Source organism: Stenotrophomonas sp. SORGH_AS_0282, from assembly GCF_030818125.1.
In the GTDB taxonomy this organism is placed as follows: Bacteria; Pseudomonadota; Gammaproteobacteria; order Xanthomonadales; family Xanthomonadaceae; genus Stenotrophomonas; species Stenotrophomonas rhizophila_A.
The window spans coordinates 2,556,542-2,577,767 of the sequence record NZ_JAUTAB010000001.1; the positions used below are offsets into that span (position 1 = coordinate 2,556,542).

Here is a 21,226-nt window from a genome sequence, read left to right on the forward strand (position 1 = left end):
CTGCCCAGCCCCAGGGCCACGCCCGCCAGTGGCGGCGCTGGCGACGGGCCAGCTGCGCCGCCCACGGGTCCTGGCTCAGGCGCTTGCTTCCTGCAACAGCGCGCCGCCGGCCTTGCGCTCACGCGCGGCACGGATGAAGCCGATGAACAGCGGGTGGCCATCGCGCGGAGTGGACAGGAATTCCGGGTGCGCCTGGCAGGCCAGGAACCACGGATGCTGGTCGCGCGAGAGCTCCACCACTTCCACCAGGGTGTCGTCCATCGATTTGCCGGCAATCACCAGGCCGGCATCTTCCAGCTGGGTGCGGTAGCGGTTGTTGAACTCGTAGCGGTGACGATGGCGCTCGGACACCACGTCCTTGCCGTACAGCTCGCGGGCCAGCGTGCCGGGCTTCAGGCGCTGCTCCTGCAGGCCCAGGCGCATGGTGCCGCCGAGATCGCTCTTGTCATCGCGCTTTTCCACATCGCCGGTGGCGGTACGCCATTCGGTGATCAGGCCGATCACCGGGTTGGGCGACTGGCGGTCGTTTTCGGTGCTGTTGGCACCCTCCAGGCCGACCACGTTGCGGGCGAAATCGACCACGGCGGCCTGCATGCCGTAGCAGATGCCGAAATACGGCAGCTGCTGTTCACGGGCGAACTGCGAGGTGAGCACCTTGCCCTCGAAACCACGGTCGCCGAAGCCGCCCGGCACCAGGATGCCATCGACGTCCTTCAGCGCCGCCATGTCGGTGCCTTCCAGGTCCTGCGCTTCCAGCCACTTCAGGTTGACCTTGGTGCGCTGGCGCAGGCCGCCGTGCTTGAGCGCTTCGCCCACCGACTTGTAGGCGTCCTGGTGGTCGACGTACTTGCCGACCACGGCGATGGTGACTTCATCCACCGGGTGCAGGGTGGCATCCAGAGCGGCCTCCCATTCGTGCAGGTCGGCCGGACCGGCCTTGTCGCCGAGCTTGAGCTGGTTGATGACGATCTCGTCCAGGCCCTGGGCGTGCAGGCCCATCGGAATGCGGTACAGCACGTCGACGTCAGGCACGCTGATCACGGCGCGCTCGGACACGTTGGTGAACTGGGCGATCTTGCGGCGCTCGGAGTCGGGCACCGGCTGCTCGGAACGGCACAGCAGCACGTCGGGCTGGATGCCGATCGAGCGCAGTTCCTTGACCGAGTGCTGGGTCGGCTTGGTCTTCAGCTCACCGGCGGCGGCGATGTACGGCACCAGGGTGAGGTGCATGAACAGGGCCTTCTCCGGGCCGCGCTCGGTGCGCACCTGGCGGATGGCTTCCAGGAACGGCAGGGATTCGATGTCGCCCACGGTGCCGCCGATTTCCACCAGCGCCACGTCGAAGCCTTCGGTGGCTTCGTCCATGCAGCGGCGGATCTCGTCGGTGATGTGCGGGATGACCTGCACGGTGGCGCCCAGGTAGTCACCACGGCGCTCCTTGCGGATCACGTTCTCGTAGATGCGGCCGGTGGTGACCGAGTTCTTGCGGCTCAATCGGGTGCGCACGAAGCGCTCGTAGTGGCCCAGGTCCAGGTCGGTCTCGGCGCCGTCGTCGGTGACATACACCTCGCCGTGCTGGAACGGGCTCATGGTGCCCGGGTCGACGTTGATGTACGGGTCAAGCTTCATCATCGTGACCTTCAGGCCACGGGCTTCGAGGATGGAGGCGAGCGAGGCGGCGGCAATGCCTTTGCCGAGCGAGGAAACCACGCCGCCGGTTACGAAGATCAAGGGAGTCATGGCTGGGGGTGTCCTGTCAGGAAGGGGGAAACGGCGCCGGCGCGCGGGGCGGCGGACGACGTGAAGGGGGAATCGGGGAGAATCCGGACGGCGGCGGCGGGATGTTCACGCGCCAGGGCCGGGATCAGGGGAGCGATGACGTGGCGGCCGGTCGGCGAGGTCGGGTCGGCCGTGCCGGTCGCCGTTGGGACCGTCACCTCCTGCCTACCCTGCTGGCGGCCGCGCACGACCAGACCAGTCCATTCGCTGATGGATGACACGTACTGCTCCCGGAAAGCCATAGTTTACAGATTGAGGGCGCCCAGCCCAAGGGGCACGAACGAAGACGCCCCGGCAAGCCGGGGCGTCGGGGAAGCCGAAACGCTGGTTCAGCGCTTCTTCTTGGCCTCTTCTTCCTCTTCCTGCTGGGGCGCCTGCTGGCCCTTGGCCTTCATTTCGGCGTTGGCGGCCGCGCGGCGCTTGGCCTTGGCGTCGGCTTCGGACTGCGCCTTGGCCTCGGCCTGCTCGCCCTGCTGCGCGGTGGACTGGCCCTGTCCGGCGTTCTGCGCCATTGCCAGCGGCACGGCCACGACGGCGGCGGCAATGGCAACGATGGTCAGCAACTTCTTCATGGGGAGTCTCCTCGCATATGGCTGGGGATGGGGCGCCGGGGCTCCGGTTTTCCCATCTCCTACAGTCTATCGCGCGCTCTTCGGCCGGCCCCTGAACGTGCGGCGTGCAAAAAAACCGGCCAGACCGCAAACTTCGCCGTCGCTATGCGCTTTATGAAGACAGATGAACACCCGCTATAACGCCGCCGATATTGAAGTCCTGTCCGGCCTTGACCCGGTCAAGCGCCGCCCGGGCATGTATACCGACACCGCGCGCCCGAACCACCTGGCGCAGGAAGTGATCGACAACGCCGTGGACGAAGCGCTGGCCGGGCACGCCCGGACGGTCGAGGTCACCCTGTACAAGGACGGCAGCTGCGAGGTCACCGATGACGGCCGCGGCATGCCGGTGGACATCCACCCGGAGGAGAAGGTGCCCGGCGTGGAGCTGATCCTGACCCGGCTGCATGCGGGCGGTAAGTTCAACAACAAGAACTACACCTTCTCCGGCGGCCTGCACGGCGTGGGCGTGAGCGTGGTCAATGCGCTGTCGACGCTGGTGGAAGTGCATATCCGGCGCGATGGCAGCGAGCACCGCATCACCTTCCGCAATGGCGACCGCGCCACGCCGCTGGAAGTGGTCGGCAGCGTGGGCAAGAAGAACACCGGTACGCGGGTGCGCTTCTGGGCCGACCCGAAGTACTTCGACACGCCCAAGTACAACCTGCGGGCGCTGCGCCACCTGTTGCGCGCCAAGGCGGTGCTGTGCCCGGGCCTGACAGTGAAGCTGCGCGACGAGGCCACCGACGAGCAGGACACCTGGTACTACGAAGATGGCCTGAGCGATTACCTGAAGGCTGAGCTGGGCGAGCGCGAAATGCTGCCGGCCGAGCTGTTCGTGGGCCAGCTGAAGAAAGATACCGAGGTGGTGGACTGGGCGGTGGCGTGGCTGCCGGAAGGCGAGCTGGTCCAGGAAAGCTATGTCAACCTGATTCCAACCGCGCAGCACGGCACCCACGCCAACGGGCTGCGCACGGGCCTGACCGAGGCGCTGCGCGAGTTCTGCGATTTCCGCAACCTGCTGCCGCGCGGAGTGAAGCTGGCCCCGGAAGACGTGTGGGACCGGGTCTCGTTCGTGCTGTCGCTGAAGATGACCGACCCGCAGTTCAGCGGGCAGACCAAGGAGCGGCTGTCGTCGCGCCAGGCCGCCGGGTTCGTCGAAGGCGCGGCACATGACGCCTTCAGCCTGCTGCTGAACCAGAACGTGGCGCTGGGCGAGCAGATCGCGCAGCTGGCGATCGAGCGTGCCAGTGCGCGCCTGAAGACCGAAAAGCTGGTGGTGCGCAAGAAGGTCACCCAGGGCCCTGCCCTGCCGGGCAAGCTGGCGGACTGCATCAGCCAGGACCTGTCGCGCACGGAGCTGTTCCTGGTGGAAGGTGATTCGGCCGGCGGCAGTGCCAAGCAGGCGCGTGACAAGGACTTCCAGGCGATCATGCCGCTGCGCGGCAAGATCCTGAACACCTGGGAAGTGTCGTCGGGCAGCGTGCTGGCGTCGGAAGAAGTGCACAACCTGGCCATCGCGATCGGCTGCGATCCGGGCAAGCAGGACATCAGCGGGCTGCGTTACGGCAAGGTGGTGATCCTGGCCGACGCGGACTCGGACGGCCTGCATATCGCAACGTTGCTGACGGCGCTGTTCCTGAAGCACTTCCCGTCGCTGGTGGATGCCGGCCACGTGTTCGTGGCGATGCCGCCGCTGTTCCGCGTGGACGTGGGCAAGCAGGTGTTCTACGCGCTGGACGAGGAAGAAAAGCGTTCGCTGCTGGACAAGATCGAACGCGAGAAGATCAAGGGCCAGGTCAACGTGACCCGCTTCAAGGGCCTGGGCGAGATGAACCCGCACCAGTTGCGCGAGTCGACCATCCACCCCGACACGCGCCGCCTGGTGCAGCTGACGGTGGACGATGGCGAGCAGACCAGCGCGCTGATGGACATGCTGCTGGCCAAGAAGCGCGCGGGCGACCGCAAGCAGTGGCTGGAGAACAAGGGTGATCTGGCTTCCCTGGAAGTTTGATTGCTGATGAAAAATCCCGCTTCGGCGGGATTTTTTTTGGGTCTCGCGGGTGGCAGGCAATTCCGTAGTGCCGGGCCCTGCCCGGCAGCTTCATGGATCTGGGCGAACAGCCGGTGGCCGTCGCTTGGCCTGAGCTGGGCCGGCGGGTGCGGGAGTACGGGGGGCGCCGTGAATCCATCCCTGGAGGCTCTTGCGAAACATCCATGTTTCGCAAAGCCCCCGTACCCCCGCCCCCGCCGACCCTCGACGGTTTGTTGGTGGCCATGGGAGATCAACGGCGGTGCCGATCATTTCCATGCGTTACCGGCCGCGGTGGCGTTCCGTGCCGTCGTTTGGGAACCGACGCTACCGACGTACCCGCCGCGTAGGGCCACGCCATGCGTGTCTGCCGTGCCCATCCGCACGCGACCATCTGTCGGGGGCGGCCGGGAAAAATGAAAACGCTGCTCTTCGCGACCAGCCAGCAGAAAAAAACCCGGCCGAAGCCGGGTTTTTCGCGTTTCCAAACCAACCCCGATCAGGTCCAGCCGAACAGCTCGAACAGCTTCAGGATCAGGTAGGCGCAGCCGCCGGCCGCCGGGATGGTGAGGATCCAGGCCCACACGATGCGTTCGATCACGCCAAAGCGCAGCGAACGCGGGTTCTTGGCGTAACCCACGCCCATGATGGCGGTGGAGATGCTGTGGGTGGTCGAAACCGGCATGCCGAAGTGCGCGGCCAGGGTCAGGATCGTGGCCGAGCTGGTCTCGGCCGCGAAGCCGTGGATCGGGTGCAGCTTGACCATCTTGTGGCCCAGCGTCTTGATGATCTTCCAGCCACCCGAGGCGGTACCGGCGGCCATCACCACCGCGCAGGTCAGCACGATCCACATCGCGATGCCGTCACCGGCGTGCGCGTCCGGGTGCATGAAGGCCAGCCAGGACGGCAGGTCGTTCAGTGCGCCGGTCGCCTCGGCGCCGATCAGGGTCATGGCGATGATGCCCATGGTCTTCTGCGCGTCGTTGTGGCCGTGGGCGAAGCCCATGTAAGCCGCCGAGACGATCTGCGCCTTGCCGAAGAACGCGTTGACGATGCGCGGGCGGGCCAGGCGGCCCAGCCAGCCACCGGCCTTGGCCATGCCCGCGATGATCGCCCACAGCAGCAGCATCACCACGATGCCGAGCAGGAAGCCGGCGATCGGCGAGGTGATCATCGGCAGGAACACCTTCCACAGCAGGCCCTTGTTCTGCGCCCACGTGCCGATGCGTTCGGACCAGATCAGCGCGTCCCAGTTGTTGTGGGCGGCGGCCAGGCCGGCGCCGCACAGGCCACCGATCAGCGCGTGCGAGGACGACGACGGCAGGCCCTTCCACCAGGTGATCAGGTTCCAGATGATGCCGCCCAGCAGCGCGCACAGGATCACCTGCGGGGTCACGTCAACCACGCCGGTGTTGAGCAGGCCCGAGGCGATGGTCAGCGCCACGGCGGTGCCGGTCAGGGCGCCGATGAGGTTCATGAAGGCGGCGAGCATCACCGCCCAGCCGGGCGAGAGCACCTTGGTCGCCACCACGGTGGCGATGGAGTTGGCGGTGTCGTGGAAGCCGTTGATGAACTCGAAGACGAGCGCGGCCAGGATCACCACCAGAACGAGGGTCAGCATGCTGTGGCGTCCGTCAGCTGTTCTTCAGCACGATCTGGTAAGCCACCACACCGGCCTCGCGGCAACGGTCGATGGCCTTTTCCAGGATCTCGAAGAACTCCTTGAGCAGGAACATCTGCAGGTTGTCCAGGCGACCGGAGTAGATGTCGCGGTACAGCTCGAGCATCAGGCGGTCGGCTTCGTTCTCCAGTGCACGCAGCTTCTCGTTGAGCGCGGTCATCCGGTCCAGGTTCATGTTGCGCAGGTCGTGGACCATCTCCACCACCACGCTGGCGGCCTGTTCGAGCATCGCCGCGCGCGGCGCGAAATCGATGTGTTCCAGATGCTTGGTGGCCAGCGAGTAGCGGTCGGCGAACTTCTCGACCTGCTTGGGAATCTTGTACAGCGCCGAGCCCAGCGCTTCGATGTCTTCGCGCTCGATCGGGGTCATGAAGCTGTCCACCAGCGCCTGGCTGATCTTGTCCGAGGCGGCGCGTTCGCGCAGGCGGGCCAGCTTGAACGCGTCAAGCGCGGGCTGCCGGTCGGCGTCGCGCAGCATCGAATGCAGCGCCTTGGCGCTGTCGTAGGCCGCCTGGGCAGCCTCGTCCAGCAGGGTATAGAACTGTTTGCCGGAGCCGAAAATGGTCTGCAGAGAGAACATTGAGAAACCTATTCGCCGTCGAGGAAGGACGGCACCGGGCGGAATTATGACGGTTTGATGTCCAATCCGGGTACTCCCGTCGTCTTCACACTGCCACCGGGCCACCTGAACGACCCTGTTTGCACCCCTCCCCCCGGCTTTTGTTAAGATGCGCGGGCACCTTCGGGTGCACTCTATGGACGACGACCCTTATCCCCCGCCGCGCCCGCCAGGCCTGACCTGGCCCGGTAGCCGCCCGCGCTTGAACACGCCCTCCCTGCCACCAACCGGGGATGACGCCCGTGTTTGAACTGATCCTGCTTGTTTTCGCCCTGATCCTGCTCAACGGGTTCTTCGCCATGTCCGAGATGTCGGTCATGACCTCGCGCAAGAGCCGCCTGAAGCAGATGGCCGGCACCTCCAAGCGCGCCGCCAAGGCGCTGGAGCTGTCCGAGAAGCCCGAAAGCTTCCTCTCCACCGTCCAGATCGGCATCACCGTGATCGGCGTGCTGACCGGCCTGCTTGGCGGCGACGCCATCGGCGAGGCCATTGCCATCTGGATCAAGAGCCTGATGCCCGGCTTCGGCCACGCCGAACTGGTCGGCAAGGGCCTGGCCGTCACCCTGATCACCTTCGTCACGCTGATCTTCGGCGAACTGGTGCCCAAACGCCTGGCGCTGACCCGCTCCGAGGACATCGCCGGGCTGGTCGCCCTGCCGATGAGCTGGCTGGCCAAGCTGGCCTTCCCGTTCGTCTGGCTGCTGTCCAAGACTACCCGGCTGGTCCTGCGCCTGCTGGGCCTGGGCAAGGACGAAGCGGCCAGCGTGACAGAAGAGGAGATCCGCATGCTCGTGGCCGAAAGCCACGAGGCCGGCGTCATCGACGCGCATGAGCGCGACATGATGAACCGGGTGATGCGCCTGGGCGACCGCACTGCCGACAGCCTGATGACCCCGCGCAACCGGATCGCCTGGCTGGATACCCAGGCCGACGCGGAGAAGAACCTGGCCACCATGCGCGAGCACGAGTTCTCGCGCTACCCCGTCTTCCGCGGCAACGACCAGGACATCGTCGGCGTGCTCGAGGTCAAGAGCCTGGTCACCCGCCTGGTGCGCGATGAGCACTCGCTGTTCCAGCAACTGCGCGAGCCGCTGTATGTCTCCGAATCCACCCATGCGATGAAGCTGCTGGAGATCTTCCGCGAGGAGCAGCAGTCGGTGGCGCTGGTGGTGGATGAGTACGGCGAGATCCAGGGGCTGGTGACCATCAGCGACCTGATGGGCGCGGTGGTCGGCCGCATGCAGTCGGTGGAGAACGTCGACGAGGACGCGCTGGTGGTGACCCGCGAGGACGGCTCGCTGCTGGTGGACGGGTCATTGTCGATCGAAGACCTGCGCGAGCTGATGGGCAACGCCGAACTGCCCGATGCCGATGACGGCGACTACTACACGCTGGCCGGCATGTGCATCCACTACTTCGGCCGCATTCCGCATGCCGGGGAGTACTTCGACTGGGCCGGCTGGCGCATCGAGATCGTCGACCTGGACGGCGCGCGCGTGGACAAGCTGCTGCTGCGCACGCTGGCCGAAGAGGAGACTGATGAACTCACCGGCTGATCCGCCCCCGGCGCCGGACCAGGGCCGGCCGGAATACCAGAACGAAGGCATCCGTACGCTGCTGGCGATGTTCGACCACGGCGATCCCGATGAACGCCTGCGCCTGGGGCAGATCCTGCAGGGCCTGCAGCAGAGCGCGTTCGGCGTGTTCCTGTTCATTGCGATCCTGCCGTCGTTCATTCCGGTTCCCGGGCTGGGCGGCGCCGTGAGCGGTCCGCTGGTGGTCCTTATCGGCGTGCAGATGCTGTGCGGCATGCGGCGCCCTTGGCTGCCGGGGTTCATCGCCAACCGCGGGCCGCGACGCGGCACGATGCATAAATTCCTGGGGAAGATCGACGGCGCGCTGCGCCGTCTGGATCGCATGCTCAAGCCGCGTCGCCCGGCCCTTCTCGTGCCCTTGCCGGCGCATGCATTCACCGGCCTGCTGCTGGTGCTGTCCGGCGTGCTGCTGTCGCTGCCGATCCCGTTCACCAACTACCTGTTCGGGTTCCAACTGCTGCTGTTCTCGCTGGCGCTGCTGGAACGCGACGGCACCCTGATGCTGGTCAACTGGATCGGCGCGATTGCCGCGGTGCTGTTCTTCAGCTTCAGCTCCGGCCAGTTGGTGCACTACCTGACCGAGCTGTTCCAGCGCTGGTTCTAACGCAGGTCCACGACGCCGTTGTCGGACAAGCTGCCGGGGTCATCGCTGACGGCGGAGAGCACGAAGCTGAGCGCCTTGCCCAGCAGCGTGCCGGGGCCGTCCCAGTACTCGGCCGATTCGGCACGCACGTGGATCAGGCGCAGGTTCGGATCGTCCTTGCCGCCCGGGAAGAACAGCTTCATCGGAGGCGACCACAGTTCCTCCACCTTGGCGCGGTCGTCGACGATGCGCGCGATGCCCGCCACCGAGACGTAGGTGTTCTTCGACTGCGAGGCATAGGCCACGTTGACGCGCGGATTGAGCGCGATCTCGGCCACCTTGGGGCTGTCGGCGGCGGTGGCGAACCACAGGTCGCCGTCGAATTCGACTTCCTGGGTGCCCAGCGGGCGGCTGTACAGGCGCCCGTCCACGCCGGTGGTGGTGAACATGGCGATGTCCACGTCGCGGATCAGTTCGGCCAGCTGTTCGATGTGCTGCTGGCGATCTTGGTCGGCCATGCGGTGACTCCTGGAATAAGGAGCTCCATCACACCGGAAGGGTGGGAATGGCGACGTGAACCGGATGGTCACGTCGCCTTCGCGTGGCATGACGTGGAGAGCCGCACAGCCGGTACATCATTTACCGGGCGCGTGGCGACGCGTTCAACGTCAGAACCGGTCAGCAAGGTCGCGGCGCGCGTGCATCGCCAACCCGAACGAGCGCTTGCGCGCGCCATGGTCGTAGATGTTGGCGGTCAGCAGCAGTTCGTCGGGCTTGTGGCGTGCGGCGAACGCGGCCATGCCTTCGCTGACCTGGCGCTGGTCGCCGACCACCGCGCAGGCCAGCGCGTCCTGCACGCCGATCTTCTCGTGCGGCTGCCAGAAGGCTTCGATGTCGTCGATCGGCGGTGGAATCAGGCCCGGCAGGCCGCGACGCAGGTTGACGAAGCTCTGCTGCTGGGTGGTGAACAGGCGCTTGGCCTCGGCTTCGGATTCGGCCGCCACCACGTTCAGGCCCAGCACCGCGTACGGCGCGGTGAGATACTGCGAGGCGCGGAACTCGCGGCGATACACCGCAAGCGCTTCGTCCATCGCATCCGGGGCGAAATGCGAAGCGAAGGCAAACGGCAGGCCCATTGCCGCCGCCAAGCGTGCACTGAACAGGCTGGAGCCCAGCAGCCACACCGGCACCGGGATGCCCGCGCCGGGGACCGCGCGCACCGCCTGCCCGGGCTGCGCCGGCTCGAAATAGTGAAGCAGCTCGCGCACGTCCTGCGGGAACTGGTCGGCGCTGTCGAAGTAGCGTCGCAGGGCGCGCGCGGTGGGCTGGTCGGTGCCCGGCGCGCGGCCGAGGCCGAGGTCGATGCGGTCCGGGTACAGCGAGGCGAGCGTGCCGAACTGTTCGGCCACCTGCAGCGGCGAGTGGTTCGGCAGCATGATCCCGCCAGCCCCGACGCGGATGCGCTGGGTGCCGCCGGCCACGTGGCCGATCAGCACCGCGGTGGCGGCGCTGGCGATGCCTGGCATGTTGTGGTGCTCGGCCAGCCAGTAGCGGTGGAAGCCCCAGCCTTCTGCGTGCTGGGCCAGGTCCAGCATGTTGGCAAAGGCCTGGGTGGTATCGCTGCCCTCGCAGACCGGGGCCAGATCAAGAATCGACAGTTGCATGGGGCGTTCCATCAAAGGTTATCCACTCTTGATGGGGGCGCCGCTCGAAGGACACCATGGCCGCTGGCGGAATGCTGATTCCCGCGCGATATCAATCGGCGGCCTGGTCAACCAGCGGCTTCAATTCCGCGTCGAGGGCCACGCGTTCATCGAACACGAAACAGCGGCCGTCGTAGCCTTCGCCGCCCACGGCCTCGAAGTAGCCGAGGATGCCGCCGTCCAGCTGCAGCACGTTGTCCATGCCGTCGTTGCGCATCCACAGCGCGGCCTTTTCGCAGCGGATGCCACCGGTGCAGAAGCTGACCACGGTGCTGTCACGCAACGCGTCGCGGTGCGGGGCCAGTGCCGCGGGCAGGTCGGTGAACTTTGTTATCGGCAGCACCAGCGCATCCTGGAAGGTGCCGTACTCGATTTCCTGGGTGTTGCGGGTATCGAGCATGACCACCGGCTTGCCCTCATCGTCATGGCCCTGGCGCAGCCAGCGCTGCACCGTGGCCGGGTCCACCGAGGGGGCACGTGGATAGGCCAGCGGCTGGCCATCGTCGATGCGGAAGCTGATGATCTCCGGCTTGACCTTGGCCTTGAGCCGGGCGAACGGCTGCATCTGGCTGTAGCTGGTCTTCACCCGCAGCCCGTCGAAGCGCGGATCGGCGCGCAGCGCAGCGTAGAAGCCGTCGATGCCGGCTTCAGGGCCGGCCAGGAACAGGTTGATGCCCTCGCCCGCCACCAGCACGGTGCCACGCAGTGCGGCCACCTCGGCGCGCGCCAGCAGCGTGGCACACAGCGCGTCCGGGTCGGCGATCGGGGAGAAGTGATAGGCGGCGGTATTGGCGATCATCCGCCCATTTTACCCGGGCCCCGCCCCACCCGCCCAACCGGCTATTCAGCCGCGCAGCAGCACGAACGGCAGCAGTACCAGCGCGGCGGCCACCAGCATGCCGGCCAGCACCGCCACCACGAACAGCGGGCGGCGCCGCAGCAGCGTGCCGAAGGTTTCGGCGCTGCCGTCGGCCAGCGCGGCCTGGCGCTCGGCGCGGACCCGCTCGCCGCGCGCCTGCTGGTACTCGGCCATCAGGGCCTTGGCCCGGGGCTGGTCGGCGTCGTCGCGGATCCAGATCCCGCCAAAGGAGATTCCCCACGGGCTGGGTTCGGTGCGGTAATGGGCGATGCCCGCCCGGTCCAGCAGGGTGATCACATCCTGGATTTCATCGTCCGCGACATTGCGCAGGTTGAGCAGCAGTTTCGACATGCGCCCATGATAGCGCCCGGCGATGCGCTACCCTTGCGTCCCATTTTCCATCCGGTGCCGCCCATGCGTGCTCTGCCGAAGTTCCTGCTCGTTCCCGCGCTGCTGTCGCTGCTGGCCGCCTGCACCCCGCCCCGGCCCGCCGCCGGGCGGCAGCATCGCCACCTTCGAGAAGATCGACACCCAGCCCGGCACCGGCGCCGAGGCCACCCCGGGCAGCACCATCGTGGTCCATTACACCGGCTGGGTGTACGACGAGAAAGCCGCCGACAAGCACGGCGAAAAGTTCGACAGCTCGGTCGATCGCGGCGAGCCGTTCAGCTTCGGGCTGGGCCAGGGCCGGGTGATCAGAGGCTGGGACGAAGGCTTTGCCGGCATGAAGGTCGGCGGCAAGCGCACCCTGATGATTCCGGCTGACTACGGCTATGGCGCCTCCGGCGCCGGCCCGATCCCGCCGAACGCCTCGCTGGTGTTCGATGTCGAGCTGCTCGACGTCAAGCCGCGCTGAACCGCATGAGCACTCCCGTCCACCCTGCGCGACGCGTGGCGATCATCGGCGGCGGCCCGGCCGGGCTGATGGCGGCAGAGACCGTGCGCGCCGCCGGCCACGCCGTGGACCTGTACGAGGCCAAAGGCTCGCCCGGGCGCAAGTTCCTGATCGCCGGCAAGGGCGGCTTGAACCTCACCCATTCCGATCCGCAGGACGTGTTCGTGTCCCGCTACCGTGAGCGTGCGACCGAGGTCGGCACGTGGCTGGCCGATTTCGACGGCCCCGCACTGCGCGAGTGGGCGGCAGGCTTTGGCGTGGAAACCTATGTTGGCACCTCCGGGCGGGTGTTCCCGGTCGACCGCAAGGCGGCCCCGCTGCTGCGTGGCTGGGTGCGACGGCTCAAGGAACAGGGCGTGCGCTTCCATGTGCAGCACCGCTGGACCGGGTGGCAGGACGACGGTGCGCTGCGCTTCGAGACGCCGGACGGGGTTGCCACGGTGCAGGCCGATGCGGTGGTGCTGGCGATGGGCGGTGGCAGCTGGCCCGAGCTTGGCTCGGACGGCGCGTGGGTGGCGCCGCTGGCCGCACGCGGCATCGACCTCGCACCGCTGAAACCGGCCAACTGCGGTTTCGACATCGACTGGACGCCCTACTTCCGCGACCGCCAGGCCGGCGCCCCGTTGAAGCCGGTGGTCGCGCACTGGCTCGGGCTCGACGGCCAGGAACGCACGCAGCAGGGTGAGTGCGTGATCACGGCCAATGGCATTGAAGGCAGCCTCATCTATGCGCTTGCCGCGGACCTGCGCGACCGCCTGGCGCGTGATGGCCACGTGCAGCTGCAGCTGGACCTCTTGCCCGGGCAGACCGAAGCGCAGTTGCTGGACAAGCTGCACAAGCCACGCCAGGGCCGCAGCTTCGGCGAACACCTGCGCCGGCAGCTGGGTCTGAGTGGGGTGAAATCGGCGCTGTTGTTTGAAGTGCTGGGCAAGGACGCCGGCCAGCTGCCGGCCGAAACCATCGCCGCCGCGCTGAAGCGGCTGACGCTGTCGCCGCTGCGGCCGCGACCGATCGACGAGGTGATCAGCACCGCCGGCGGCGTGCGGCTGGAAGCGCTGGATGACACGTTGATGCTGCGCGATCTGCCCGGCACGTTCTGCGCCGGGGAGATGCTGGATTGGGAAGCGCCTACCGGCGGGTATCTGTTGACCGCGTGTTTCGCCAGCGGATTGCGTGCCGGGCGCGGGGTGGTGGAGTACCTCGCCCGCTAGCGCGATTTGCTGTTGCGTAGTGCCTGGATGCGTGCTGGTGGCTGGAACGAGTCGCTGCGTGCATCCGCCCAGAAGTCGTGGAATACCGCGTGGTCGGGCACCCGGCGCAGCAGTTCGCCCGGGGTGAGGTAGCGGTACAGCGAGGCCAGCGAGCGGATCTCCACCGGCGACACGCGGCGCACGATGTGTTCCGGGCCCAGTTCGGCCGGATGTTGCAGGCCGGCCGCGCACAGCAGGTCGCGCAGCGCACGCAAGGTGTTCTCGTGGTAGTTGTGCACGCGGGTGGCCTTGTCGGCCGGGTCCAGGTGCCGCCATCGGTTCGGGTTCTGGGTGGCGATGCCGGTCGGGCAGCGGTCGCTGTGGCAGCTCAGCGACTGGATGCAGCCCAGCGCGAACATGAAACCCCGCCCGGCATTGCACCAGTCCGCGCCCAGCGCGATGGTGCGCGCGATCTCGAAGGCACTGCTGACCTTGCCCGCCGCCCCGACCCGGATACGGTCGCGCAGGTCCAGGCCGACCAGCGTGTTGTGGACCAGCAACAGCGCTTCATGCATCGGCACGCCGACATGGTCGATGAACTCGGCCGGCGCCGCGCCGGTGCCGCCTTCGGCACCGTCGACCACGATGAAATCCGGCAGCAGCCCGGTCTCCTGCATTGCCTTGGCGATGCCGAACCATTCCCACGGGTGGCCGATGGCCAGCTTGAAACCGACCGGCTTGCCACCGGACAGCTCGCGCAGGCGCACCACGAACTGCAGCAGTTCCACCGGCGTGTTGAACGCCGAGTGCTTCGACGGCGACACGCAGTCCACGCCCATCGGTACGCCGCGGGTGGCGGAGATCTCGGCGCTGACCTTGGCGGCCGGCAACACCCCGCCGTGGCCGGGCTTGGCGCCCTGCGACAGCTTGATCTCGATCATCTTCACCTGGTCGGTGTTGGCGTTGGCGACGAAACGTTCTTCGCTGAAACCGCCGTGCTCATCGCGGCAGCCGAAATAGCCGGAGCCGATTTCCCAGACCAGGTCGCCACCCATCTCGCGGTGGTAGGGCGAAATCGATCCTTCGCCGGTGTCATGGTAGAAACCGCCACGGCGCGCGCCTTCGTTGAGCGCGCGGATCGCATTGGCCGACAGCGAGCCGAAGCTCATGGCCGAGATGTTGAACACGCTGGCCGAATATGGCTTGGCGCAGTTGGGCCCGATCAGCACGCGGAAGTCGTGGTCGGCCACCTCGGTCGGCGCCAGCGAATGGTTGATCCATTCGTAGTCCACCGCGTAGGTGCTGCGCAGCGTGCCGAACGGCACCACGTCCATTTCGTTCTTGGAGCGCTGGTAGATCAGCGCGCGTTGCTGGCGCGAGAACGGCACGTCCTCGAGATCGCTCTGCACGAAGTACTGGCGGATTTCCGGGCCGATCGATTCCAGGCCGTAACGGAAATGCGCCATCACCGGGTAGTTGCGGCGCAGCGTGCTGCGCTTCTGCAGCAGGTCCCAGGTGCCCACGATGACCATCGCCGCGCTGATGCCCACGCCCCAGTACCAGGCGACCCAGTACCCGGCCAGGTACAGCGAAACCGGGAGCAACAGGATGGCGAGCACGTAGACCAGGTAACGATGCATGGCTTTCCTCGATCAACAACCGGGTTCGAGTCTACAGGCGGTCGTCGACCACGTCCCGTGGCCAGACCGACTTCACGTCGTAGACGATCCCATCCGGCGCCAGCAGCGCGCGGATCCGTGCGGTGTCCATCGCGCGGAAGCGGTCATGCGCCACCGCCAGCACCACCGCGTCGTAGCCCTGCGGGTCGGGCTGTTCCACCCACTGCACCCCGCTGCCTTCCAGCGTGGCCGGACCGACCCACGGGTCCTGCACATGCACCTGCGCGCCGCTGGACTGCAGCGCCTGGGCCAGTTCCAGCGCGCGGCTGTTACGCAGGTCCGGGCAGTTCTCCTTGAAGGTCACCCCCAGCACCAGCACGCGTGCGCCCTGCGGTGCCTTGCCGCGGCTGGCCAGCAGCGCCAGCACGCGTTGCGCCACGTGCGCGCCGACGCGGTTGTTGACCTGCCGCGCGGTGTGGATCAGGTCGGGGTGGTAGCCCACGCTTTCGGATTTGTGCAGAAGGTAGTACGGATCCACGCCGATGCAGTGGCCACCGACCAGGCCGGGGCGGAACGGCAGGAAGTTCCATTTGCTGCCGGCGGCATCCAGCACATCCTGGGTATCGATGCCGAGCCGGTCGAAGATCAGCGCCAGCTCGTTGACCAGCGCGATGTTGACGTCGCGCTGGATGTTCTCGATCACCTTGGCCGCTTCGGCCACGCGGATCGACGGTGCCGGCCAGGTGCCCGCAGTGATGATGCGCGCGTACAACGCATCGACAAGCGCGGCGATCTCCGGGGTGGATCCGGAGGTGATCTTGCGGATGTCGGGCAGGCGCCGCTGGCGGTCGCCCGGGTTGATCCGTTCCGGGCTGTAGCCGCAGTGGAAGTCCTGGTTGAAGCGCAGCCCGGAGCCGGCTTCCAGCAGCGGCACGCAGACCTCCTCGGTGGTGCCGGGGTAGACGGTGGATTCGTAGATCACCAGGTCGCCGGGCTTGAGCACGCTGCCGATCAGGATGCTCGCGTCGCGCAGCGGGCCAAGATCCGGCTGTTCGTGTGCGTCGATCGGGGTGGGCACGGTCACGATGTAAACGGTGCACGCGGCAAGGTCGGCCGGGTCGACGCTGTAGCGCGCCTGCACCGCAGCGGCGAGTTCCTCCGCCGACATTTCCAGGGTGTGGTCGCGGCCCTGCTGCAGTTCGGCCACGCGCGCATGGTCGATGTCGTAGCCGAGCGTGGGCAGCTGCGCGCCGAACGCGACCGTCAACGGCAGGCCGACATAGCCCAGCCCGATCACGCCGATGCGTGCGTGTGCGGCGCGGTCGGCCGCCGTCATCCGGCCAGCCCCGCAGGCGCACGCCGGCGCGGCAACAGGTACGCGGGGGAACGATCGATCATGCGGGGCACCACCAGGAAACAGTTGCGACAAGCCTAACGCGGCAGGCGCTGCGCCACAAAGAACAAAGCCGCCGCCCGCGGAGAGTACGGACGACGGCCAACAAGTGGTCCAGCTGCGGTTACTTCCCTTTCAGACAACCCCGGGGCATACCCCGGACCGGTCACAGCTGGTAGACACATGGTACGAAGCGGACTGTGATCTTTGTGTTACGAGCGACGCCACTCACGAGCCCAGCGTCACGGCTGCGGGTTCGAGTTCGCCGGAGACGCCGGTCCATACCTCGAGCAGACGCGCGAAGCCGACCCGGCGCTGGCCATCCACGGGCGCGGAAGCGGCGAACCCCGTCCAGTCGGCATCGATGATCGCGCTCATCACGTCCGGGTCGATGCGGGCAGAGGCCATCGTCCAGCGCGGGAAATGACGCGTGCCGACCTCGCCGCGTGCCAGTTCGCGCATCTGCTGGTGGCTGCGCGCGTTGATCACACGCTGCTCGACCGGGGCTACGCCATCATCCGGGCCCTCGATGTACTGCAGGAAGCGCCGGCCATCGAACATCAGCACGCTGGTCACACCGGCCACGCGGTTGAAGTTGGAGGCCTCGGCGAGGATGCGGTCGATGCCCGGACCGTCGATGCCGTCGACTGCCTCGCTTACATAGGCGAACGCCTGCAACGCCATATGCACCCCCCGGTGAAGTCCACATGACTATGCCATGAAGATCGCGGGGGTGAAAAGATGGTTTTCCGGCTCAGGGCGACTCGACGTGGTAGCCGGCCTGGCGCAGCCGCTCGAGATAGCCACCCGGTTCCACCAGGGTGTGCACGGGCACGGTCGCAAAGGTGACCGCGTTGCCGGCCAGCGCTGTGCGTGCCGCGCCCATCCACTTCTCCGCCGCGCGTGCATCCAGGTTGGTCATGCCACGCCGGCGCCCCAGCTCGCTGTCGGCAATCGCGCCGACACAGGCGTCGTACTGGCTCTTCAAGGCCAACTGCTGGAGCGCGTCGATATCCCCTGCCGCCCAGGCGTTGGCGCGCTCGACCAGCAGCGGCATCTGGTGTTCAACCACGTCCAGCGTCCGCTGCAGGCAGGCCACGTCCTGCAGCGGGCTGGCGCGCACTTCCTTCAGTGCGGCGCGCGGATCGTCCACCTTGACCTCCACCCGGGTCACCACGGGCGTCAGGCCGCGGGCCTTGTACGCCTTTTCAAGCAGCTTGCCCACGCCGGATCGGGGACTGAGCCCGACCTCGTCGAGGGCAGCCACGTACAGCCGCGTGGCGGCCACCAACGGGCGGTCCTTCTCCACCCCATTGCCGCGCCCAAGGTAACGGGCCTTCAACGGCTGCCAGCGCGCATACAGCTCCGGCGGCAGAATCTCCTGCAGCCGCCTGCCCTGCGGGTCGTGCTGCGCCTTCATGGCCGAGGGCAGCAGGGTGAGCCGGCTGAAAAAGCCGACATCGGCATCCAGCGTCCAGCCCGGCGGCCCCAACACGGCATCGGCGCTGGCGATGACCGCCTTGACCTCGTCGGCGCGCCAGTCCAGCCTGGCCGGCAGCGGCGATACCGTGCCCAGGATCCACAACGTGTGGCCTTGCGCATTGGTGACCCGCCACATGCCCGGCCCGGGCTGCACGCCGGAGACCACCACCGGCGCCAGGTCGACCACCTCGGGCGGTGCCTGCTGCGCCCTGCCTTCGGGCACACCCGCACAGGCCAGCCACACCAGCAACGCGCCTGCTGCTGCCCTCTTCGCCATGCCTGTCCACCTTCCTGTGCGCCTGCCGTGCAGCGTACGGCGCGCATCGCAGCGGCGTAAACCGTGCCTCAAGTACCGGTGCCGATCAGCCCGGGTCCGGTGCCTGCCGATAGGGCTCTTCAAACGGGCGGAAATCGTGCTCGTCCAGCGCCGCCGCGATCCATGCCTGCACGCCCGGCAGTGCCCGCACCTGCTGCATGTAGGCGGCCACGCGCGGCGATACCGGCACGGCATAGGTGTGCAGGCGCATCACCACGGGAGCGAAGAACGCATCGGCGATGCTGAAACGATCGAACAGCAGCGGGCCCTCGTGGCGTGCCAGCAACCGCTCCCAGAGCGCCTGCAGACGCTGCAGGTCGGCCACCACGTCCGGCTGCTCGCGCAGTACCCGCGCCCCGACCTCGGGAAGCAGTGCTTCGATGTTCATCGGCAAGTGCGAGCGCAACGCGCCGAACCCGCTGTGCATGGCGGCGGTCGCGCTGCGGGCCAGCGCACGTTCGCTGGTCTCCTGCGGCCACAGCGCCGATTCCGGAAACCGTTCGGCCAGGTATTCGGCGATGGCCAGCGAATCCCAGACGACCAGCGCGCCATCGACCAGCACCGGCACGGTGCCCGAGGGCGACAACGCCTCGGCGCTGCGCTTGAACTGCGAGTCCGGGTCGAAGCCGTCAAAGCGCAGCACGACCTCGTCGAACGGAATGCCGGCCTGGGTCATCAGCACCCACGGCCGCATCGACCACGAGGAGTAGTTCTTGTTGCCGATGTGCAGTTTCAGCATATGCAGAATGGCCCGGAGCAGGAAAGCTGATGCTAGCGCCCCCTAGGATTCCGCTACAATTCCTCCGCAGCGCCGCCCGGATGGCGAAACTGGTAGACGCATCGGACTTAAAATCCGCCGGGGGCAACCCCATGCCGGTTCGATTCCGGCTCCGGGCACCACCTCAGATCGCCCGCGAATAGCGCACCGGCTGATCCGGCTGGGCCAGATAACGGTCGAAGCACATCGCGAGCAGGCGCAGCAATGGACGCCCGCGCGCGGTGGCACGCACCACGCCGTCGCGGTACTCGGCCAGGCCATCGGCCTCCAGCGCCGTCAATGCGGTGAGCGCATCGGCGAAGTACTGGTCGAAATCGACACCATGGCGTGCCCCCAGCGCGCGGCCATCCACCTCGCCCTGGCACATCAGCTGGTTGATCAGCGCGGCGCGCAGCGCATCGTCCGCATCCAGGGTCAGCCCCCGCCACACCGGCAGGCGCCCGGCATCCACCGCCGTTTCCCAGCCCGGCAGGTCGCGCGGGTTCTGGCTGTAGCAGTTGCCGATGCGGCTGATCGCGCTGGCGCCCAGTCCGACCAGGTCGGTCTGCGCGTGGGTGGTGTACCCCATGAAGTTGCGGTGCAACTGGCCGGCGCGCTGGGCGCGGGAGAGGTTCTCTTCCGGCAGCGCGAAGTGATCCATGCCGATGTACTGGTATCCGGCCAGCGACAGTCGACGCACCGCCAGGCCGAGCAGCGCCAGCTTCTGTTCCGGGCTGGGCAGCGCGGCATCGGGGATCTGCCGCTGCGCCTTGAACAGGTTCGGCAGGTGCGCATAGCCGTAGATCGCCAACCGGTCGGGGCGTTCGCGCAGCACCGTTTCCAGGGTGCGCGCGAAGCCCTCCAGGGTCTGGTGCGGCAGGCCATAGATCAGGTCCACGTTGACCGAGCGCAGGCCATGCTCGCGGCACGCACGCAACACCTCCAGCGTGGCCTCCACGCCCTGCTCGCGGTTGATCGCGCGCTGTACCACCGGGTCGAAATCCTGGATGCCCAGGCTCGCCCGGTTGAAGCCCAACGCGCCCAACCGGGCGATGTCCTCGCGGGTGACGAAGCGCGGATCGAGCTCGATCGAGAAGTCGCGACCGGCCAAGGTGCTGAACGAAAAGCGCTGGCGCAGGCCCTCGATCAGCTCGCGCATCTGGGTCGCGGCGAGGAAGTTCGGGGTGCCACCGCCGAGGTGCAGCTGCACCACTTCGCGCGAGGCGTCGAACAGCGGTGCGATCAGGTCGGCTTCGCTGAGCACGCGCGCGACATACGCCACGCCCTTGCCATGGTCGCGGGTGATCTCCCGGTTGCAGCCACAGTAGAAGCAAGGGCTGCTGCAGTACGGGACATGCACGTACAGCGACAGCGGCAGCGCTTCGGCATTGCTGGCCGCGATCGCAGCACGCAGCCCATGCTCATCGAAGCCGTCGTGGAAATGCGGCGCGGTGGGATAGGAGGTATAGCGCGGGCCAGGCCGGTCGTGACGGCGCAGCAGGTCCGGGTCGAAGTGCCAGGCAAGCCCGGCGGCGGCAGGCGAAAGGGTATCCATGGACCAAGCGTGCGCGCCCGCGCGCGGCCCCGCATTGAGCCAGATCAATCCAGGCGCGGTCTTCCGGCGAGCGGCAGTTCGGGCCAGCGCTGCATCTGGATGCGCCGCCAGAAGGTGTCGGCGATGCGCGTGGCCACGTCGTCGGCCAGCAGCTGCATGGGCGGGTTGCCCAGTTCGGCGGTGGTGCGCCGGAACAGCAGCAACCAGCGGTCGAACAGCGCGCGCTCCAGCTCGGGCATGGCCATGTGCTTGGACATCGGGTTGCCGTTGAAGCGGCGGGTGCCGCGCAGCATGGCCGACCAGAAATCCACCAGCTGGGCCAGATGCACGTCCCAATCGTGGATGCGCGCCTCGAACACCGGGCCCAGCTGCTCGTCCTGGCGCACGCGGGCGTAGAAGTCGTGCACCAGGCGGGTGACTTCCTGCTCGCTGCACAGCGCCAGGGAGGCAGCCGGCAGCACGGGGGCGACGGACGAGGACATGCGGTCATGATGCTACGCCGCCTTGATCAGGATCAATGTGGCGTGCTGTCGCAGGGCCTACCGTGCAGGCCATGG

19 protein-coding genes, 1 tRNA gene and 1 pseudogene are annotated in these 21,226 nt (G+C 67.3%); 6 read left to right on the forward strand and 15 right to left on the reverse strand.

What is annotated here, in order from left to right; genetic code table 11:
* Window positions 1-75 precede the first annotated feature (75 nt).
* Window positions 76-1,740 carry a CTP synthase gene (locus QE395_RS11375; protein ID WP_306989143.1) on the reverse strand — a complete coding sequence of 555 codons (1,665 nt, stop codon included), beginning with the start codon at window positions 1,738-1,740 and terminating at the stop codon, window positions 76-78.
* Window positions 1,741-2,108: 368 nt separating this feature from the next.
* Window positions 2,109-2,351 carry a hypothetical protein gene (locus QE395_RS11380; RefSeq protein ID WP_068850822.1) on the reverse strand — a complete coding sequence of 81 codons (243 nt, stop codon included), beginning with the start codon at window positions 2,349-2,351 and terminating at the stop codon, window positions 2,109-2,111.
* A 163-nt stretch (window positions 2,352-2,514) separates the two neighbouring features.
* On the opposite strand from QE395_RS11380, the gene parE reads away from it, so the two are divergent.
* Window positions 2,515-4,404, forward strand: coding sequence for a DNA topoisomerase IV subunit B (gene parE, locus QE395_RS11385; RefSeq protein ID WP_068850819.1), 1,890 nt, complete (start codon window positions 2,515-2,517; stop codon window positions 4,402-4,404).
* Window positions 4,405-4,921: 517 nt separating this feature from the next.
* Here the strand turns inward: parE and QE395_RS11390 are convergent.
* Both QE395_RS11390 and QE395_RS11395 read right to left on the reverse strand, forming a co-directional pair.
* Window positions 4,922-6,043 carry an inorganic phosphate transporter gene (locus QE395_RS11390; RefSeq protein ID WP_068850816.1) on the reverse strand — a complete coding sequence of 374 codons (1,122 nt, stop codon included), beginning with the start codon at window positions 6,041-6,043 and terminating at the stop codon, window positions 4,922-4,924.
* A 13-nt stretch (window positions 6,044-6,056) separates the two neighbouring features.
* Window positions 6,057-6,683: a DUF47 family protein gene (locus QE395_RS11395; protein ID WP_068850813.1), complete on the reverse strand. Its 627-nt coding sequence runs from the start codon at window positions 6,681-6,683 to the stop codon at window positions 6,057-6,059.
* Between the two features lie 272 nt (window positions 6,684-6,955).
* On the opposite strand from QE395_RS11395, the gene QE395_RS11400 reads away from it, so the two are divergent.
* Window positions 6,956-8,278 (forward strand): hemolysin family protein, encoded by a 1,323-nt coding sequence (locus QE395_RS11400; RefSeq protein WP_095364043.1) that lies wholly within the window; start codon window positions 6,956-6,958, stop codon window positions 8,276-8,278.
* Entirely contained in the window at window positions 8,262-8,921 is a 660-nt protein-coding gene (locus tag QE395_RS11405) for an exopolysaccharide biosynthesis protein (RefSeq protein WP_184124111.1), read from the forward strand. Before QE395_RS11400 ends, QE395_RS11405 begins: the two co-directional genes overlap by 17 nt.
* On the opposite strand, the gene QE395_RS11410 is transcribed toward QE395_RS11405, so the two are convergent.
* The 4 genes from QE395_RS11410 to QE395_RS11425 form a co-directional block, all read right to left on the reverse strand.
* Window positions 8,918-9,418 carry a pyridoxamine 5'-phosphate oxidase family protein gene (locus QE395_RS11410; RefSeq protein WP_306989147.1) on the reverse strand — a complete coding sequence of 167 codons (501 nt, stop codon included), beginning with the start codon at window positions 9,416-9,418 and terminating at the stop codon, window positions 8,918-8,920. The two genes, QE395_RS11405 and QE395_RS11410, sit on opposite strands and share 4 nt — an antisense overlap.
* Before the next feature lie 150 nt (window positions 9,419-9,568).
* Entirely contained in the window at window positions 9,569-10,564 is a 996-nt protein-coding gene (locus QE395_RS11415; protein WP_306989149.1) for an LLM class flavin-dependent oxidoreductase, read from the reverse strand.
* 91 nt (window positions 10,565-10,655) lie between these two features.
* On the reverse strand, window positions 10,656-11,402 hold the full coding sequence (locus QE395_RS11420) for a sulfurtransferase (RefSeq protein WP_306989151.1): 747 nt from the start codon (window positions 11,400-11,402) through the stop codon (window positions 10,656-10,658).
* A 45-nt stretch (window positions 11,403-11,447) separates the two neighbouring features.
* Window positions 11,448-11,813, reverse strand: a complete 366-nt coding sequence (locus tag QE395_RS11425) for a DUF6164 family protein (protein ID WP_068850799.1) — start codon at window positions 11,811-11,813, stop codon at window positions 11,448-11,450.
* Between the two features lie 63 nt (window positions 11,814-11,876).
* Here QE395_RS11425 and QE395_RS11430 point away from each other — a divergent pair.
* Window positions 11,877-12,318, forward strand: a pseudogene (locus QE395_RS11430) (FKBP-type peptidyl-prolyl cis-trans isomerase).
* A gap of 5 nt (window positions 12,319-12,323) precedes the next feature.
* Window positions 12,324-13,568, forward strand: coding sequence for a TIGR03862 family flavoprotein (locus tag QE395_RS11435; RefSeq protein WP_306989154.1), 1,245 nt, complete (start codon window positions 12,324-12,326; stop codon window positions 13,566-13,568).
* Here the strand turns inward: QE395_RS11435 and QE395_RS11440 are convergent.
* The 5 genes from QE395_RS11440 to QE395_RS11460 form a co-directional block, all read right to left on the reverse strand.
* Window positions 13,565-15,187, reverse strand: coding sequence for an FMN-binding glutamate synthase family protein (locus tag QE395_RS11440; RefSeq protein WP_184124117.1), 1,623 nt, complete (start codon window positions 15,185-15,187; stop codon window positions 13,565-13,567). The genes QE395_RS11435 and QE395_RS11440 overlap by 4 nt on opposite strands.
* A 31-nt stretch (window positions 15,188-15,218) precedes the next feature.
* Window positions 15,219-16,502, reverse strand: a complete 1,284-nt coding sequence (locus QE395_RS11445) for a nucleotide sugar dehydrogenase (protein WP_306989156.1) — start codon at window positions 16,500-16,502, stop codon at window positions 15,219-15,221.
* A 285-nt stretch (window positions 16,503-16,787) separates the two neighbouring features.
* The gene (locus QE395_RS11450; RefSeq protein WP_249834047.1) at window positions 16,788-17,243 is read right to left on the reverse strand and encodes a BLUF domain-containing protein; all 456 of its coding nucleotides are present in this window, start codon (window positions 17,241-17,243) and stop codon (window positions 16,788-16,790) included.
* A 70-nt stretch (window positions 17,244-17,313) separates the two neighbouring features.
* Window positions 17,314-18,318 carry a TraB/GumN family protein gene (locus tag QE395_RS11455; RefSeq protein WP_093534076.1) on the reverse strand — a complete coding sequence of 335 codons (1,005 nt, stop codon included), beginning with the start codon at window positions 18,316-18,318 and terminating at the stop codon, window positions 17,314-17,316.
* Window positions 18,319-18,403: 85 nt separating this feature from the next.
* Window positions 18,404-19,096 carry a glutathione S-transferase family protein gene (locus QE395_RS11460; RefSeq protein ID WP_306989158.1) on the reverse strand — a complete coding sequence of 231 codons (693 nt, stop codon included), beginning with the start codon at window positions 19,094-19,096 and terminating at the stop codon, window positions 18,404-18,406.
* A 74-nt stretch (window positions 19,097-19,170) separates the two neighbouring features.
* On the opposite strand from QE395_RS11460, the gene QE395_RS11465 reads away from it, so the two are divergent.
* Window positions 19,171-19,257, forward strand: a tRNA-Leu gene (locus QE395_RS11465).
* 2 nt (window positions 19,258-19,259) lie between these two features.
* Here the strand turns inward: QE395_RS11465 and hemN are convergent.
* Both hemN and QE395_RS11475 read right to left on the reverse strand, forming a co-directional pair.
* Window positions 19,260-20,669, reverse strand: coding sequence for an oxygen-independent coproporphyrinogen III oxidase (gene hemN / locus QE395_RS11470; protein WP_306989161.1), 1,410 nt, complete (start codon window positions 20,667-20,669; stop codon window positions 19,260-19,262).
* A gap of 44 nt (window positions 20,670-20,713) precedes the next feature.
* Window positions 20,714-21,151, reverse strand: coding sequence for a group III truncated hemoglobin (locus QE395_RS11475; protein WP_095364031.1), 438 nt, complete (start codon window positions 21,149-21,151; stop codon window positions 20,714-20,716).
* Between the last annotated feature and the right edge of the window lie 75 nt (window positions 21,152-21,226).

Bases quoted from the DNA above. Each gene is read 5' to 3' on its own strand.
- QE395_RS11435 (WP_306989154.1), top strand. From the start codon at position 12,324: ATGAGCACTCCCGTCCACCCTGCGCGACGCGTGGCGATCATCGGCGGC.
- QE395_RS11375 (WP_306989143.1), bottom strand. From the start codon at position 1,740: ATGACTCCCTTGATCTTCGTAACCGGCGGCGTGGTTTCCTCGCTCGGC.
- QE395_RS11425 (WP_068850799.1), bottom strand. From the start codon at position 11,813: ATGTCGAAACTGCTGCTCAACCTGCGCAATGTCGCGGACGATGAAATC.
- QE395_RS11390 (WP_068850816.1), bottom strand. From the start codon at position 6,043: ATGCTGACCCTCGTTCTGGTGGTGATCCTGGCCGCGCTCGTCTTCGAG.
- QE395_RS11475 (WP_095364031.1), bottom strand. From the start codon at position 21,151: ATGTCCTCGTCCGTCGCCCCCGTGCTGCCGGCTGCCTCCCTGGCGCTG.
- QE395_RS11415 (WP_306989149.1), bottom strand. From the start codon at position 10,564: ATGCAACTGTCGATTCTTGATCTGGCCCCGGTCTGCGAGGGCAGCGAT.
- QE395_RS11380 (WP_068850822.1), bottom strand. From the start codon at position 2,351: ATGAAGAAGTTGCTGACCATCGTTGCCATTGCCGCCGCCGTCGTGGCC.
- QE395_RS11455 (WP_093534076.1), bottom strand. From the start codon at position 18,318: ATGGCGAAGAGGGCAGCAGCAGGCGCGTTGCTGGTGTGGCTGGCCTGT.
- QE395_RS11395 (WP_068850813.1), bottom strand. From the start codon at position 6,683: ATGTTCTCTCTGCAGACCATTTTCGGCTCCGGCAAACAGTTCTATACC.
- QE395_RS11405 (WP_184124111.1), top strand. From the start codon at position 8,262: ATGAACTCACCGGCTGATCCGCCCCCGGCGCCGGACCAGGGCCGGCCG.
- QE395_RS11450 (WP_249834047.1), bottom strand. From the start codon at position 17,243: ATGGCGTTGCAGGCGTTCGCCTATGTAAGCGAGGCAGTCGACGGCATC.
- QE395_RS11420 (WP_306989151.1), bottom strand. From the start codon at position 11,402: ATGATCGCCAATACCGCCGCCTATCACTTCTCCCCGATCGCCGACCCG.
- QE395_RS11440 (WP_184124117.1), bottom strand. From the start codon at position 15,187: ATGCATCGTTACCTGGTCTACGTGCTCGCCATCCTGTTGCTCCCGGTT.
- parE (WP_068850819.1), top strand. From the start codon at position 2,515: ATGAACACCCGCTATAACGCCGCCGATATTGAAGTCCTGTCCGGCCTT.
- hemN (WP_306989161.1), bottom strand. From the start codon at position 20,669: ATGGATACCCTTTCGCCTGCCGCCGCCGGGCTTGCCTGGCACTTCGAC.
- QE395_RS11400 (WP_095364043.1), top strand. From the start codon at position 6,956: ATGACGCCCGTGTTTGAACTGATCCTGCTTGTTTTCGCCCTGATCCTG.
- QE395_RS11460 (WP_306989158.1), bottom strand. From the start codon at position 19,096: ATGCTGAAACTGCACATCGGCAACAAGAACTACTCCTCGTGGTCGATG.
- QE395_RS11445 (WP_306989156.1), bottom strand. From the start codon at position 16,502: ATGACGGCGGCCGACCGCGCCGCACACGCACGCATCGGCGTGATCGGG.
- QE395_RS11410 (WP_306989147.1), bottom strand. From the start codon at position 9,418: ATGGCCGACCAAGATCGCCAGCAGCACATCGAACAGCTGGCCGAACTG.